Below are 15,125 nucleotides of genomic sequence, written 5' to 3'. Positions count from 1 at the left end.
TGACGAAGGCCGTCCCGAAGGCGGCCCCGGATGTCGGTGGGGCGTCCTAGACTCGTGAGGCGATGAGCAGCCTCTTTGACGACAGCTTCCTGGCCGGCCTCCAGAACTCCACGGGGGAGGCCGCGCCCCCGCCCGAGGACGACGAGCACGGCGCCCCGGTCCCCGAGCAGGTCCCGCACGACCTCTTCGGGGAGCACTTCGACGCGCCCCCACCCCGGGACGCGTACTACCGCGACGGCGCGGCGCGCCCCGTCGTGGACCCGGCCGCGCTCCTGGACGGGCTGAACTCGGAGCAGCGCGCCGCCGTCGTCCACACCGACACCCCGCTGCTCATCGTCGCCGGAGCCGGCTCCGGCAAGACCCGGGTGCTGACCCACCGCATCGCCCACCTCCTGGGCACGCGGCACGTCCACCCCGGCCAGATACTGGCGATCACCTTCACCAACAAGGCCGCCGGCGAGATGAAGGAGCGCGTCGAGCAGCTCGTCGGCCCGCGCGCCAACGCCATGTGGGTCATGACCTTCCACAGCGCGTGCGTGCGCATCCTGCGCCGCGAGTCGAAGCGCCTCGGCTTCACGTCCTCCTTCTCGATCTACGACGCCGCCGACTCCAAGCGGCTGATGTCGCTGGTCTGCCGCGACCTGGACCTCGACCCGAAGAAGTTCCCGCCGAAGTCCTTCAGCGCCAAGATCTCGAACCTCAAGAACGAGCTGATCGACGAGGAGTCCTTCGCCGACCAGGCCGTCGACGGCTTCGAGAAGACGCTCGCCGAGGCGTACCGGATGTACCAGGCGCGGCTGCGCGAGGCCAACGCCCTGGACTTCGACGACATCATCATGACGACGGTCCACCTGCTCCAGGCGTTCCCCGACGTCGCCGAGCACTACCGCCGCCGCTTCCGCCACGTCCTCGTCGACGAGTACCAGGACACCAACCACGCCCAGTACACCCTCGTACGGGAGCTCGTCGGCACGGGCTACGAGGACCTCGGCCCGGCCGAGCTCTGCGTCGTCGGCGACGCCGACCAGTCGATCTACGCCTTCCGCGGCGCGACCATCCGCAACATCCTCCAGTTCGAGGAGGACTACCCGGACGCGACGACGATCCTCCTGGAGCAGAACTACCGCTCCACGCAGACGATCCTCTCCGCGGCGAACGCGGTCATCGAGCGCAACGAGTCCCGCCGCCCCAAGAACCTCTGGACGAACGCGGGCGCGGGCGCGCAGATCACCGGCTACGTCGCCGACACCGAGCACGACGAGGCGCAGTTCGTCGCCGACGAGATCGACCGGCTCACGGACACCGGCGAGGCCAAGGCAGGCGACGTCGCCGTCTTCTACCGGACCAACGCCCAGTCCCGTGTCTTCGAAGAGATCTTCATCCGCGTCGGACTGCCCTACAAGGTCGTCGGCGGCGTGCGCTTCTACGAGCGCAAGGAGGTCCGGGACGTCCTCGCGTACCTCCGCGTCCTCGCCAACCCCGAGGACAACGTCCCGATGCGCCGCATCCTCAACGTGCCGAAGCGGGGCATCGGCGAGCGTGCCGAGGCGATGATCGACGCCCTCTCCCTGCGGGAGAAGATCACCTTCCCGCAGGCCCTCAAGCGGGTCGACGAGGCGTACGGCATGGCCGCCCGCTCGGCGAACGCCGTGAAGCGCTTCAACGCGCTGATGGACGAGCTGCGGACCGTCGTCGAGTCGGGCGCCGGCCCCGCCGTCGTCCTGGAGGCCGTCCTGGAGCGCACGGGCTACCTGGCCGAGCTCCAGGCCTCGACCGACCCGCAGGACGAGACCCGGATCGAGAACCTCCAGGAACTCGCCGCCGTCGCCCTCGAGTTCGAGCAGGAGCGCGGCGAGGAGCCCGCGACCCTCGCCGAGTTCCTGGAGAAGGTCGCCCTCGTCGCCGACTCCGACCAGATCCCGGACGAGGACGAGGAGGGCAGGGGCGTCATCACGCTGATGACGCTGCACACCGCCAAGGGCCTCGAGTTCCCGGTGGTGTTCCTCACCGGCATGGAGGACGGCGTCTTCCCGCACATGCGCGCCCTCGGGCAGGCGAAGGAGCTGGAGGAGGAGCGGCGCCTCGCGTACGTCGGCATCACGCGCGCCCGCGAGCGGCTCTACCTCACGCGCTCGTCGATGCGCAGCGCCTGGGGCCAGCCCTCGTACAACCCGGCGTCGCGCTTCCTGGAGGAGATCCCGCCCGCGTACCTGGAGTGGAAGCGGACCGGTCCGATGGCGAAGCCCGCCGGGCCGACCTCGGGCATCACCTCCTCGCTCTCCGCGTCCCGTGCGCGCTCCGGCCCCTCGGGCTTCGCCACCCGGCGCGCCGGCGAGAAGCCGGTGATCTCCCTCCAGATCGGTGACCGCGTCACGCACGACCAGTTCGGTCTGGGCACGGTGACGGCGGTGACGGGGGTCGGCGCGGACGCCCAGGCGACGATCGACTTCGGCGACGAGAAGCCGAAGCGGCTGCTCCTGCGGTACGCGCCGGTCGAGAAGCTGTAGCGCGTGCGCATGCGAGAGGGCCCCGGCTTCGGCCGGGGCCCTCTCGCACACGCGGAGTGAAGGTCAGCTGGTCGGGTCGAGCCCGTGGCTGCGCAGCCAGGCCAGCGGGTCGATGGCGTAACCGCCGCCCGGCCGGACCTCGAAGTGGAGGTGCGGGCCGGTGGAGTTGCCGGTGTCGCCGGAGTACGCGATGACGTCGCCGGCCTTGACCTGGCCGTAGCGGATCTTGGCGCTGCTGAGGTGGCAGTACCAGGTCTCCGTGCCGTCGGGGGCGGTCACGATCACCATGTTGCCGTAGGCGCTGTTCAGCTGGGTGCGGACGGTGCCGTCCGTGGCGGCCATCACGGGCGTGCCGGTCTGGACGGGGAAGTCGATGCCGGTGTGTACGGACATCCAGTTGACGCCGGACTGGCCGAAGCGCGCGCTGAGCCGGTGGAGCTCCACCGGCAGCATGTACTTGGGGCGGAGCGCCTCCTTGCGGGCCGCTTCCTCCTCGCGCTTCTTCTTCTCGGCCGCCTGGCGGGCCTTGAGGTCGATGCGCTCCTGGGTGCGGCTCGCGCGGTCGCCGAAGTCGCGGGCGTCCTCGCTGAGCGCGGCGAGCTGGGTGTCGAGCGCGCTGTTGGCGGCGACCTGCTTGACGGAGCCGGGGTCGGCCGCGGCGAGGGCGGTGTTGTCCTTCTTGCCGCCGTCGGTGGTGGGGTTGGTGAGCCCGCTGACGGAGGCGGCGGCGATGCCGGCGACGCCCATGACACAGGCGGAGGGGACGGCGACGGTCAGCAGGGCGGACCGTTTGGCGGGCGTACGGCGGCGGCCGCGGCTGCTGCCCGAGCCGCGGCGCACGGGGCGGCCCGCGAGCGGGGTCTCCGTACGGAGCTCGGCGGCGGGTTCGGCGGCGGTCTCGGCGACGGGCTCGTCGTAGGCGAAGTCCTCGGCGGCGTCGTGGACGGCTTCGTGGACGCTGTCCTCGTGGCCGGTGTCCTCGCCGGCGTCCACGAGGTCGTCGGCGTAGGTGTACTCGGCCGGCGCTTCCTGCTGCTCATGGGCGAGGTCGAACGCGAACTCGGCGGTGTGCTCCGCCTGCGGGGTGTACTGCTGGGGGACGAGCAGCTCGGCCTCGGGGGCCGCCTGGTTCCAGGCGGTGGCGTCGTAGGCGCCGGTCTCGGTCGCGAAGGCGGGGGCCGCCCACTGGCCAGTGGCGTCGTAGGCCTCGTACCCTCCCCCATAGCCTTCGGCATGGGAGGTGCCCCCAGTGCCCTGGGCGGCGTACGCGGCGTGGACGGTCTCGTACTGGCCGGTCTGCTGGGCGTCGGTCCAGGCGGAGGCGTCCCACTGCCCGGTGGTGTCGTACTGCTGCTGACCCGTCGTGTCGTACTGGCCGGACGTGTCGTACTGGCCGGCTGTGTCGTACTGCGTGTGCGTGGCGGCGCTTCCGTATCCGTACTGGTCGGTGGCCTGCCACTGGCCCGTGGTGTCCCACTGGCCCGTCGTGTCGTACTGCGGCTGCTGACCCGTGGTGTCGTACTGACCGGTCATCCCGTACTGGCCGAAGTCCCACTGGCCGCTGTGGTCGGCCTGACCCTCGGGGTAGGCGCCGAACAGCGGGTCGACGGCGAAGCTGCCTGTGGTGTGGGCGTCGTCTCCGACGTACCCGGCGTGGGGGTGCTGGTCGTTCACCAACGTCTCTCTCGCCTCGGCAGCAGGACCATTCCGGGGCGGTCCCGATGAGGGGTGCCCCGGGGGAAGCAGTGGCGCGACTGTACCCGGCGGTATGCGCAACCGACAATCTTCGGAGGGGTTTGGCCCCGCAGGAAACGGGCAATCGGCCGTGTTTCGCCAGCTCGTGGAGAGAGCTTTGGCCTTGTGTTCGAGGAACGTTCGAAGAACGGGGTGTGGCGGGACGACGTCAGGCGACGGAGGCGGCGCCCGGTTCCCCTCCGTGAGCGCCCCGAGCCACCGGTCCGCCGGCGTCCAGGGCGTCGAGCACCCCGGCGGCCACCGTCGGATGGACGGGCAGCGCGAGATGGCCGATGCCGCTGACGCGGACGTTGTGCACGAGGAGGTCGGGATGGTCGAGGCGCGCGGTCTCGACCGGCACCATCACCTGGTCGAGATCGCTCCAGAAACTGACGAACCGGGTACGGCAACCGGGCGCCGGGCCTGCCAGCTCCCGCAGGACCGCTGAATCGGGGCGCATCTGCCGCACCAGCGGATGCGCGTCGGCGAGCGGCGCCACGGTCGTGCCGGAGTGCGGCGTACCGAGCATGACCAGGGTGCGCACCCGGGTGTCACCGCCCAGGTGCTGGACGTAATAGCGGGCGATGAGCCCGCCCAGGCTGTGTCCGACGATGTCGACCTCGGCGTGTCCCGTGCGGGCGCGGATCTCGTCCACCCGCCGCCCGAGCAGCTCGGCGGCGCTCCGCAGGTCGCACGTGAGCGGCGAGTAGTTGAGCGACTCGACGCAGTCACGGCCGTGCCGGGTGAGGGCGCGGCGCAGCAGGACGAAGACCGAGCGGTTGTCGACGAAGCCGTGCAACAGGACGACCGGGCGCATACCCGGAGTGATCGTCGCGTGCGGATCAGTGTCGGGACCGGCGGCGGGATCGCTCGTGCGAGTGGTGGGGGAGAGGCGCTCGGCCACGATCCCGGAGGGGTAGAGGACGAGATGCCCGGTGAGGATCGCGAACTCCAAGGCGGTGGCCTTCATCAGGGCGGTGACCTTGGAGAGCTCCATCGCCGACCTCCCGAGCGGCACGCGGGGGCCGGACGATACGGAGGTACGCCGCACCCCCGCGCCGCACGGACGGCGGCACGGAGGTACGGCGACCTCGTCGCGGCTCCCTTGCGCCGGGCCCCGCTTGCGGCTGGTGGGCCCAGGAGGAGGGCCCGAAGCGGGGAACGGCGCAGAGCGAACATGTCCCACGTGTGATTTCCCCCTCGCTCGCCACCGTGAAACGGCCGCTTGCGGGATGCTGGCGATAACGTTCGTTCACCTCCCCGGCAATCAAGCGCGGGGGTCGCATGTGGAGGCAGTGATGGGTGTGACCGGTCCGATCCGCGTGGTGGTCGCCAAGCCGGGTCTCGACGGCCACGATCGCGGGGCCAAGGTGATCGCGCGGGCGCTGCGCGATGCCGGTATGGAGGTCATCTACACCGGTCTCCACCAGACGCCCGAGCAGATCGTCGACACCGCGATCCAGGAGGACGCCGACGCGATCGGTCTCTCCATCCTCTCGGGCGCGCACAACACGCTCTTCGTGAAGGTCCTGGAGCTGCTCAAGGACCGTGACGCGGAGGACATCAAGGTCTTCGGCGGCGGCATCATCCCGGACGCGGACATCGCACCGCTGAAGGAGAAGGGCGTGGCGGAGATCTTCACGCCGGGCGCGACGACCGCGTCCATCGTCGACTGGGTGAACGCGAACGTCCGCGTGGCGGTCTGACCGGTCTGACCGGTCCGACGTCCGCGCGCGCCTCGCTCGTGCCAGGGCCCTCCCTTCGGGGAGGGCCCTTCGCCGTGGTGCCGCCCCTTCAGGCAGGGGCATGGGTGAGCTCGGCGCGCATCGCCGCGCGAAGCCGGAGCGTGGAGACCAGCCGCTGGAACGCCTCGGACCAGTAGCCGCCCGCGCCGGGCGCGGTGTCCTCCTCGTCGTCGGGCAGGGCCGTCAGGGAGTCCAGATGCCGCGCCGCCTCCGGCGCGAGACAGCGCTCCGCGAGGCCCATCACCCCGCTGAAACTCCATGGGTAACTGCCCGCGTCCCGGGCGATGTCGAGGGCGTCGATCACGGCGGCGCCCAGCGGCTCGGCCCAGGGCACGGCGCACACGCCGAGCAGCTGGAACGCCTCCGACAGGCCGTGGGCGGCGACGAAGGCGGCGACCCAGCGCGCCCGTTCGTCCGCCGGGAGCGTCGCCAGGAGCTGCGCGCGCTCGGCGAGCGAGGAGGTCCCGGGGCCCGTCGCGGGCGGGATCGCGGGGGAGCCGAGCAGCGCGCGCGACCAGGACGCGTCCCGCTGCCGTACGGCCGCCCGGCACCAGGCGGCGTGCAGCTCGCCCTGCCAGTCGTCGGCGACCGGCAGCGCCACGATCTCCTCCGGGGTCCGTCCGCCGAACCGGACGGGCCAGCAGGCGAGCGGGGCGGCCTCGACGAGCTGGCCCAGCCACCAGGAACGCTCGCCCCGTCCCGCCGGCGGGTTCGGCACGACACCGTCGCGCTGCATCGCCGCGTCGCACTCGTGCGGGGCCTCGACCGAGATCGTGGGGGACTCAGCCGTCCGGTCGAGGCCGACGCAGGTGGCGGCCCTGCCGGCCATCCGGCCCGCGAACGCCGAGGCGGGCAGGGCGGAGAGCAGCTCGGCGGCGGTGGCGCGGACGTTGCGACTGCGGTCGGCGAGGGCCGCCTCCAGGAACTCCTCGTCCGCGTCGGAGAGTCCGGTCCGCAGCGAGTCCAGGAACATCAGCCGGTCCTCCGCCCGCTCGGCGGCCCAGGTGGACGCCAGGAGCGCGAGACCGGCCGCCGGGTCCCCGGTCCGTACGGCGGCCAGCAGCGCGACCCGCTCGGCGAACAGGCCCTCGTCCCACAGGGCCCTGACGCCCTCGGTGTCCCCGGCGGAAGGGAGCCGGCCGGCCGCGCCCGTACCCCGCAGCGCGAACCGCCACTCGGGGTTGAGGCCGGCCAGCCACAGGCCGCGCGGTCCGGCGAGCCGGAGGGCCTGGGGCCGCAGGTCGGTGCGGGCCCTGGCCGCGTCGAGCAGGGCGGGCAGAGCGGCGGGCGGGGCCTTGTACCCGCGCTCGTTGGCGAGGGTCAGCCACTGGGGCAGCAGTTCGGTGAGGTCGGGGGCGGCCCCGCGCCGCCCGGCGGCGCGCGACGGCGCGGCCCGCCCGGCGAGGAGCTGGTCGAGCCGCCGCCGGGCCGCCTCGGGCAGCGTCCGGCGCGGATCGTCCGGCGCGGGGTCGGGCGGTGGCACGGCGGGACCGGGGCGCAGCCCCGCCCTACGCCGTACGGTGTGCAGCGCGGCGGCGTCGAGCAGCGCCCCCGGCAGATCGGCACGGGTCAGACCCGAGCCCGTCATGCCCGGGCCTGTCACGCCCGGCCCCGTGACGCTCGGGCCCGTGACGCTCGGGCCCGTGACGCTCGGGCCCGTGATGCCCGGGCCCGTGACGCTCGGCCCTGTGACGCCCGGGCCTGTCACGCCCGGCCCCGTGACGCCCGGCCCTGTGACGCTCGGGCCCGTGGCACCCGGGCCCGTGACGCTCGGCCCTGTGACGCTCGGCCCTGTGACGCTCGGCCCTGTGACGCCCGGGCCCGTGCCGCCCGGGCCCGTGCCGCCCGGGCCCGTGCCGCCCGGGCCCGTGACGCCTGGACCCGTGACATCCGGGCCCATCACGCCCGGCCCCGTCCCGCCATGGCCTGTCGTACCCGGGCCTGTGGCACCCGGGCCCGTCACGCCCGCGCCCGTCGCCCCCGCGAGGACCGGCGGCGGGCGTCGGTCCGTGCCGAGGAGGGCGGAGGTGACGAGCTCCTCCCAGACGCGGGAGCTGTCGTCGGCGTCCCCGTCACCGGCACCGTCGGAGCCTGCGGCGTAGGAGGTGGGCGTGGTCGCGCGCGTGGTCATCGGGGTCCTCCGTGCGGTCGGGGGAGGTGGCGGGCCGTCATATCAGGGGGACCGTCTCGGCGGGTGCCTCCGGCGACCAGGCGGCGAGCGGGCTGAATCCCCGGTGGCCGCACTCGCCGAAGACGGTGACGGGAGCGCCGCCGGAGAGGGCGACGAGGCGCCAGAGTCCTGGCCGGTTCTGCGCGGCGGGCGTCAGCGGCAGGGCCTCGCGGCCGTCCGCGTCGGCGAGCTGCCAGCCGTACTCCGCTCGTGCCGGGACGACCTGGCGCAGGGTCACGGGCCAGGAGTCCAGCCACGGGTCCTCGCGCAGCGCGCGTCCGTACGCGTCGAGGGCCTCGCCCACCGGACCGCCCGGCGGCGGGGAGGCGGGCGCGTCGACCGGGACGAATTGCTCGCCGGGCTCCGCGCGCAGCCGGCCGGTGCCCGCGTGCGGGGTCAGCTCGCCGTCGAGGAGCGCGCCCACGGGCAGCGCGAGGCCGGGGGCCCGGCCGGCCGCGCCGAAGGAGAGGAGGAACGCCGTCCGTCCGGTCGTGGCGCCGTGCAGCCAGACGCGCCGGGTGGTCAGCCGGGCGTCGGCCGTGTCGTACTGCGCGAGGACGAGCCAGTGGTCGCGCACCGGGACGCCGTCGGCCGGGGCGGTGAGGCCGACCCGCGTCCGCACGGTCGTGGCGAAGTCGGCCGGCAGCCGGTCGGCGGCGAGCCAGGCCCGGTCGAGGAGGTGGGTCAGCGCGCACTCCTCCAGGAGGCGCACGGGCCAGCCGGGACCCGAACCCGGTATCGCGCCCAGCTCCCTGACCCGGCCCGCGAGCCCCGGAGCCTGGGCGTCGACCATGCGGGCCGCGGTCTCCTCCCACAGGCCGTACCCGGTCTGCTCGGCCGTGGCCAGGCCGCCGCGCAGCAGGTCGGCGAGCCGCTGCTCCAACTCCTGCGCGCCCGCGGTGATCCGGGCCGCCCTGCGCTCGGCCCTGCGGCGCGCGGCCTCGGGATCCGCCGGGGCCTTGGAGGCGCCGGTCCCGGCCGGCCGGGCCGGGCTCCCGGCGCCGCCCCGGCGCTTCGCGAGCCACGGTGCCGCCCACTCCGGCGGGGCGCCGTCCGCCACCGCCGCACCGTCGGACGCCTGGAGCAGCAGCAGTCCCAGCGCGTGCTTGCACGGGAACTTCCGACTGGGGCAACCGCAGGTGTACGCGGGCCCCGTGAGGTCGACGACCGTCTCGTACGTCCGGCCGCCGCTGCCCCCGCACACACCCCAGACGGCTCCCTCGCCGCGGCCCGTGCCCGACCACGGCCCGGCCGTGCCCAGCTCGCTCCCCGCTCTGAGTGAGGCCTCGTCAGGAGCCAGTGCCAGCACCTGATCAGCCGTCCAGCGCACCCCCATGGCATTCATGTCACCGACCGTAGACGCCGCCACTGACAACGCCCCTGGCCTCCCGAGAGGGATTTGACTTTACTCTTTCTTTAAGGTTCTCTGCGCGTGACCCAAGATCAGCACCACCCGTCCAGGGGGACCCCCTCATGAAGCGCACCGTCCGTACCGCCGTCTCGGCCCTCGCCGCCGCCGGGCTCGCCCTCGGCCTCGGGGCCTGCTCGGAGGCCGCGGAGAAGGCCGTCGACCAGGTCGACAAGACCGTCACCGAGTCCTACGAGGTCACGTACGAGGTCGGCGGCAAGAGCGTCGAGACCATCGAGTTCCACGCCGGTGACGGCAGCGCCATGGCGCCGAAGGTCGAGTCGGAGAAGAAGCCGACCACGCCGTGGAAGAAGACCGTGAAGCTGCACGGCATCATGCCGCCGGCCGTCATGCCGGTCTCGCTCGACCCCGCGAGCCTCACCTGCAAGGTCATCTACCAGGGCAAGGTCATCAAGGAGTCCAAGGGCGAGCAGGCGATGGCGGGCGGCTGCGTCGCCGTCTCCCCGGTCGTGGGCTGACCCTCCCCGATCGTGGGCCGACGCTCCCAGATCGCGGACTGACCCTCCCTCACCACGCCCTCCCGGCAGGGCCCCTGACCAGCGGTGACCGCCGATTGTCAGTGGGATGGTGCACGGTGGATCGCACAACAGGTCGAGCGATCTGGAGGGGGATCCATGACCGTGTCCGAAACTGTCGCGCAGCCCGGTTCCGGTGTCGAGACGGACACCGGACCGGGCCTGCCCGAGGCCACCACCGACGCCACCGCCCAGGCCACCACCGAGGCCCTGAGGCCGCACGCCGAGCACGCCTTCGCCGACGAACTCACCGCACTCGCCGCCGCCGACGACCGGCCGCGGCCCGCCCGCTGGCGCCTCTCGCCCTGGGCCGTCGCCACCTATCTCCTCGGCGGCACGCTCCCCGACGGGACGGTGATCACGCCCAAGTACGTCGGACCGCGCCGCATCGTCGAGGTCGCCGTCACCACGCTGGCCACCGACCGGGCGCTCCTGCTGCTCGGCGTGCCCGGCACCGCCAAGACCTGGGTCTCCGAGCATCTGGCCGCCGCCGTCAGCGGCGACTCCACACTCCTCGTCCAGGGCACCGCGGGCACGCCCGAGGAAGCCGTCCGGTACGGCTGGAACTACGCGCGGCTCCTCGCCCACGGCCCCAGCCGCGACGCACTCGTGCCGAGCCCCGTGATGCGGGCGATGGCTCGGGGCATGACCGCCCGGGTCGAGGAGCTCACCCGCATCCCCGCCGACGTGCAGGACAGCCTCATCACGATCCTGTCCGAGAAGACCCTGCCGGTCCCGGAGCTCGGCGAGGAGGTGCAGGCCGTCCCCGGCTTCAACCTCATCGCCACGGCCAACGACCGCGACCGGGGCGTCAACGAACTGTCCAGCGCGCTGCGCCGCCGCTTCAACACCGTCGTGCTGCCGCTGCCCGCGACACCCGAGGCCGAGGTCGACATCGTCGCCCGGCGCGTCGAGCAGATCGGACGCTCCCTCGCACTGCCGGACGTGCCGGCCGGGGCGGCCGAGATCCGCCGCGTCGTCACCGTCTTCCGCGAGCTGCGGGACGGAGTCACCACCGACGGGCGGACGAAGGTCAAGTCCCCCTCGGGGACGCTCTCCACGGCCGAGGCCATCTCCGTCGTCACGGGCGGCCTCGCGCTCGCCGCCCACTTCGGCGACGGCGTCCTGCGCCCCGGGGACATCGCCGCCGGCATCCTCGGCGCGGTCGTCCGCGACCCGGCGGCCGACCGGGTCGTCTGGCAGGAGTACCTGGAGACGGTGGTCAGGGAGAGAGACGGCTGGAAGGACTTCTACCGCGCCTGCCGCGAGGTGAGCGCATGACACCCGCCGCCACGGCACCGGCACCGGCCCCCGTCCCCGGCCGGAGCGGGGTCCAGGCCGGGGGCGGCGGGAGGCGCGGCCGGCCCCTGCTGCTCGGGGTCCGGCACCACGGGCCCGGCTCGGCCCGCGCCGTGCGGGCCGCGCTGGACGCGGAGAAGCCCGCCGTCGTGCTCGTCGAAGGACCCGCCGAGGCCGATGCCCTCGTCGCCCTCGCCGGGGACGAGTCCATGCGGCCCCCCGTCGCCCTGCTCGCCCACGCCGTGGACGACCCCGGGCGGGCCGCGTTCTGGCCGATGGCCGAGTTCTCGCCCGAGTGGGTCGCGATCCGCTGGGCCCTCGACCGGGGCGCCGCCGTCCGGTTCGTCGACCTGCCCGCCGCCCACACCCTCGCCACCGCAGACCCCACCTGGTCCGACGGAGAAGGGGCCGACGGCGGCGGGGAGGCCGGCGGCGCCCCGGCCGACGGCGGCGGGCTCCGTATCGACCCCCTCGCCGAGCTCGCCAGGACCGCCGGGCACGACGACGCCGAGCAGTGGTGGGAGGACGTCGTCGAACTGCGCGGCGAGGACGACCCCCTCGCCCCGTTCGAGGCCCTCGCCGAGGCCATGGGCGCCCTGCGCGAGGCGTACGGACACGGGGGCCACCCCCGCGACCTGGTCCGCGAGGCGTACATGCGGCTCCAGCTGCGCGCCGCCCGCAAGGACTTCGGCGACCAGGTCGCCGTCGTCTGCGGCGCCTGGCACGTCCCGGCCCTCACCCGGAAGACCACCGTCGCCGCCGACCGCGCCCTCCTCAAGGGCCTGCCCAAGGTGAAGACCGAGCTCACCTGGGTCCCCTGGACCCACCGCAGGCTCGCCCGGCGCTCCGGCTACGGCGCGGGCATCGAGGCGCCCGGCTGGTACGGCCACCTCTTCACCGCCCCCGACCGGCCCGTCGAGCGCTGGATGACCAAGGTCGCCGGGCTCCTCAGGGCGGAGGACCACCTCGTCTCCACCGCCCACGTCATCGAGGCCGTCCGCCTCGCCGACACCCTCGCCGCCCTGCGCGGCCGGCCCGCCCCCGGCCTCGACGAGACGACGGACGCCGTCCGCGCCGTCCTGTGCGAGGGCTCCGACGTGCCGCTCGACCTCGTCCGCGACCGCCTCGTCGTCGGCGACGTCCTCGGCGAGGTCCCGGCCGGCGCCCCCGCCGTACCCCTCCAGCGCGACCTGAGCCGCCTCCAGCGCTCCCTGCGGCTCAAGCCGGAGGCGCAGGAGCGCGAGCTCGACCTCGACCTCCGCAAGGACACGGACGGCGCCCGCAGCCGACTCCTGCACCGGCTGCGGCTGCTCGGCGTCGGCTGGGGCACCCCGGCCGCCGGACGGGCCGGCACCGGCACCTTCCGCGAGACCTGGCGGCTGGGCTGGGAGCCCGAGCTGCACGTCCAGGTGGCCGAGGCCGGAGTCTGGGGCACCACCGTCGAGGCCGCCGCCACCGCCAAGGCGGAGTCCCGGGCCCTGGCCGCGACCGCCCTCGCCGACATCACCGCCCTCGCCGAGCAGTGCCTCCTCGCCGGCCTCGCCGACGCCCTGCCCGTCGTGATGCGGGCCCTCGCCGACCGGGCCGCGCTCGACACCGACGTCACCCACCTCGCCCAGGCCCTCCCGGCCCTGGCCCGCTCCCTGCGCTACGGCGACGTCCGGGGCACCGACACGGCCGCTCTCGCCGAGGTCGCCGCCGGGCTCGCCGAGCGGATCTGCGTCGGCCTGCCGCCCGCCTGCGCCGGACTCGACGCCGACGCGGCCACCGCCATGCGCGACCGGATCGACGACGTCCACCAGGCACTCGGCCTGCTGCCGGACACCGCACGTCCCGCCGACCGCTGGGCGGGCGTCCTGCACCGGCTGGCCGGACGCGACCGCGTGCCCGGCATCCTGCGCGGCCGGGCCGCCCGGCTCCTCCTCGACGAGGGACGGATCGCCGAGGACGAGGCCGCCCCGCTCATGAGCCGCGCCCTCTCGCCCGGCGCCCCGCCGCAGGACGCCGCCGCCTGGATCGAGGGCTTCGCCGGCGGGGCCTCCGGCGGCGGGCTGCTCCTCGTCCACGACGAGCGGCTGCTCGGCCTGATCGACACCTGGCTCACCTCCGTACCGGAGACGGCCTTCACCGACGTCCTGCCGCTGCTGCGCCGCACCTTCTCCGGATACGAGCCGGGCGTCCGCCGCACCCTCGGCGAGCTCGTCGCGCGCGGCCCGCGCCCCGACGGGCCGGGCCGCGCGACGCCCGGCGGCGTACCCGGCTTCGCCGCCGACCTCGACCGGGAACGGGCGGACGGCGTCCTGCCCCTCCTCCACCTCATCCTCGGTACGGAGGCCACGACATGAGAGGCCACGCCATGAGCGGCGGCACCGACGGCACGGCGGACGACGAGCGGCTGCGCCGCTGGCGGCTGGTCCTCGGCGGCGGGGACGCCGAGGGCACCGGCCGCACGCTCACCGGCACCGACGCCGCCATGGACCGCGCCCTCGCCGAGCTCTACGGCCGCGAGGCCCGGGCCGACGGCAAGGGCGGGGACCGCTCGGGCGGCCTCGGCGCCTCCGCGCCCTCCGTCGCCCGCTGGCTCGGCGACATCCGGACGTACTTCCCCAGCTCCGTCGTCCAGGTCATGCAGCGCGACGCGATCGACCGCCTCGGCCTCTCCACGCTCCTCCTGGAGCCGGAGATGCTGGAGGCCGTCGAGGCCGACGTGCATCTCGTCGGCACCCTGCTCTCCCTGAACAAGGCCATGCCGGAGACCACCAGGGAGACCGCGCGGGCCGTCGTGCGGAAAGTCGTCGACGACCTGGAGAAGCGCCTCGCCACCCGCACCCGCGCCACGCTCACCGGCGCCCTCGACCGCTCGGCCCGGATCAGCCGCCCCCGGCACCGGGACATCGACTGGGACCGCACGATCCGCGCCAACCTCAAGAACTACCTGCCCGAGTACCGCACCGTCGTCCCGGACCGGCTGATCGGCCACGGGCGCGCGTCCCAGGCGGTGCGGAAGGAGGTGGTGCTCTGCATCGACCAGTCCGGCTCGATGGCCGCCTCCGTCGTCTACGCCTCGGTCTTCGGAGCGGTGCTGGCCTCCATGCGGTCGATCGCCACCCGGCTCGTCGTCTTCGACACGGCCGTCGTCGACCTGACCGACCGGCTCGACGACCCCGTCGACGTCCTCTTCGGCACCCGGCTCGGCGGCGGCACCGACATCAACCGCGCCCTCGCCTACTGCCAGGCGAGGATCGGCCGCCCCGCCGACACGGTCGTCGTCTTCATCAGCGATCTGTACGAGGGGGGCATCCGCGACGAGATGCTGAAGCGGGTCGCGGCGATGAAGGCCTCGGGCGTCCAGTTCGTGGCGCTGCTGGCCCTCTCCGACGAGGGCGCCCCCGCGTACGACCGCGACCACGCGGCGGGGCTCGCCGCGCTCGGCGTCCCGGCCTTCGCCTGCACCCCCGACCTGTTCCCGGAGATCATGGCCGCCGCGCTGGAGAAGCGCCCGCTGCCGATACCGACCGCCTGAGCCGGAGCGCGGCCGAGCTGTCCGGACGGAGCTCCGCCGAGCTGTCCGGACGCAGCGCCGCCCAGCTGTCCGGACGAGCGCCGCAGAGTCGTCCGGACGCAGTGCCGCCGAGCCGTCCGGCAGGTGCGGAATCCGCAGCCCCGGGACCACTCGCACGGGTGCTCCGGGGGTGACTGAGGCTCATATCACACCAGGCTCCGAGA

At 74.2% G+C, this 15,125-nt stretch carries 10 protein-coding genes; 6 read left to right on the top strand and 4 right to left on the bottom strand.

The window, feature by feature from the left end; translation table 11 throughout:
* Window positions 1-62 precede the first annotated feature (62 nt).
* Complete coding sequence (gene pcrA, locus ACIBG6_RS20970) at window positions 63-2,507, top strand: DNA helicase PcrA (protein WP_399224097.1); 2,445 nt, start codon at window positions 63-65, stop codon at window positions 2,505-2,507.
* Between the two features lie 63 nt (window positions 2,508-2,570).
* Here the strand turns inward: pcrA and ACIBG6_RS20965 are convergent, their stop codons facing one another.
* Together ACIBG6_RS20965 and ACIBG6_RS20960 are read right to left on the bottom strand one after the other, a co-directional pair.
* Window positions 2,571-4,181: a peptidoglycan DD-metalloendopeptidase family protein gene (locus ACIBG6_RS20965; protein WP_399224096.1), complete on the bottom strand. Its 1,611-nt coding sequence runs from the start codon at window positions 4,179-4,181 to the stop codon at window positions 2,571-2,573.
* Between the two features lie 229 nt (window positions 4,182-4,410).
* The gene (locus ACIBG6_RS20960; protein WP_399224095.1) at window positions 4,411-5,238 is read right to left on the bottom strand and encodes an esterase/lipase family protein; all 828 of its coding nucleotides are present in this window, start codon (window positions 5,236-5,238) and stop codon (window positions 4,411-4,413) included.
* A 301-nt stretch (window positions 5,239-5,539) separates the two neighbouring features.
* Here ACIBG6_RS20960 and ACIBG6_RS20955 point away from each other — a divergent pair, with 301 nt between their 5' ends.
* A complete protein-coding gene (locus ACIBG6_RS20955) occupies window positions 5,540-5,947 on the top strand; it encodes a cobalamin B12-binding domain-containing protein (RefSeq protein ID WP_399224094.1) in 408 nt (135 codons plus the stop codon).
* An 88-nt stretch (window positions 5,948-6,035) separates the two neighbouring features.
* On the opposite strand, the gene ACIBG6_RS20950 is transcribed toward ACIBG6_RS20955, so the two are convergent.
* Entirely contained in the window at window positions 6,036-7,574 is a 1,539-nt protein-coding gene (locus ACIBG6_RS20950; protein ID WP_399224514.1) for a DUF5691 domain-containing protein, read from the bottom strand.
* Between the two features lie 580 nt (window positions 7,575-8,154).
* The gene (locus ACIBG6_RS20945; RefSeq protein ID WP_399224093.1) at window positions 8,155-9,501 is read right to left on the bottom strand and encodes an SWIM zinc finger family protein; all 1,347 of its coding nucleotides are present in this window, start codon (window positions 9,499-9,501) and stop codon (window positions 8,155-8,157) included.
* A gap of 128 nt (window positions 9,502-9,629) precedes the next feature.
* Here ACIBG6_RS20945 and ACIBG6_RS20940 point away from each other — a divergent pair, with 128 nt between their 5' ends.
* From ACIBG6_RS20940 to ACIBG6_RS20925, 4 genes are all read left to right on the top strand, one after another.
* Window positions 9,630-10,043: a hypothetical protein gene (locus tag ACIBG6_RS20940; protein WP_399224092.1), complete on the top strand. Its 414-nt coding sequence runs from the start codon at window positions 9,630-9,632 to the stop codon at window positions 10,041-10,043.
* 156 nt (window positions 10,044-10,199) lie between these two features.
* Window positions 10,200-11,381 carry an AAA family ATPase gene (locus tag ACIBG6_RS20935; RefSeq protein WP_399224091.1) on the top strand — a complete coding sequence of 394 codons (1,182 nt, stop codon included), beginning with the start codon at window positions 10,200-10,202 and terminating at the stop codon, window positions 11,379-11,381.
* Complete coding sequence (locus ACIBG6_RS20930) at window positions 11,378-13,744, top strand: DUF5682 family protein (RefSeq protein ID WP_399224090.1); 2,367 nt, start codon at window positions 11,378-11,380, stop codon at window positions 13,742-13,744. Before ACIBG6_RS20935 ends, ACIBG6_RS20930 begins: the two co-directional genes overlap by 4 nt.
* On the top strand, window positions 13,741-14,922 hold the full coding sequence (locus ACIBG6_RS20925) for a VWA domain-containing protein (protein WP_399224089.1): 1,182 nt from the start codon (window positions 13,741-13,743) through the stop codon (window positions 14,920-14,922). Before ACIBG6_RS20930 ends, ACIBG6_RS20925 begins: the two co-directional genes overlap by 4 nt.
* The last annotated feature ends 203 nt before the right edge of the window (window positions 14,923-15,125 follow it).

It is taken from the genome of Streptomyces sp. NPDC050842, from assembly GCF_044456565.1.
GTDB lineage: Bacteria > Actinomycetota > Actinomycetes > Streptomycetales > Streptomycetaceae > Streptomyces.
This window is presented reverse-complemented; position numbering and strand designations above follow the sequence as displayed.

What these genes read in the sequence shown, in the direction of transcription:
- ACIBG6_RS20945 (WP_399224093.1), bottom strand. Translation starts at nt 9,501, where the DNA reads ATGAATGCCATGGGGGTGCGCTGGACGGCTGATCAGGTGCTGGCACTG.
- ACIBG6_RS20960 (WP_399224095.1), bottom strand. Translation starts at nt 5,238, where the DNA reads ATGGAGCTCTCCAAGGTCACCGCCCTGATGAAGGCCACCGCCTTGGAG.
- ACIBG6_RS20930 (WP_399224090.1), top strand. Translation starts at nt 11,378, where the DNA reads ATGACACCCGCCGCCACGGCACCGGCACCGGCCCCCGTCCCCGGCCGG.
- ACIBG6_RS20925 (WP_399224089.1), top strand. Translation starts at nt 13,741, where the DNA reads ATGAGAGGCCACGCCATGAGCGGCGGCACCGACGGCACGGCGGACGAC.
- ACIBG6_RS20935 (WP_399224091.1), top strand. Translation starts at nt 10,200, where the DNA reads ATGACCGTGTCCGAAACTGTCGCGCAGCCCGGTTCCGGTGTCGAGACG.
- pcrA (WP_399224097.1), top strand. Translation starts at nt 63, where the DNA reads ATGAGCAGCCTCTTTGACGACAGCTTCCTGGCCGGCCTCCAGAACTCC.
- ACIBG6_RS20955 (WP_399224094.1), top strand. Translation starts at nt 5,540, where the DNA reads ATGGGTGTGACCGGTCCGATCCGCGTGGTGGTCGCCAAGCCGGGTCTC.
- ACIBG6_RS20940 (WP_399224092.1), top strand. Translation starts at nt 9,630, where the DNA reads ATGAAGCGCACCGTCCGTACCGCCGTCTCGGCCCTCGCCGCCGCCGGG.
- ACIBG6_RS20950 (WP_399224514.1), bottom strand. Translation starts at nt 7,574, where the DNA reads ATGACGGGCTCGGGTCTGACCCGTGCCGATCTGCCGGGGGCGCTGCTC.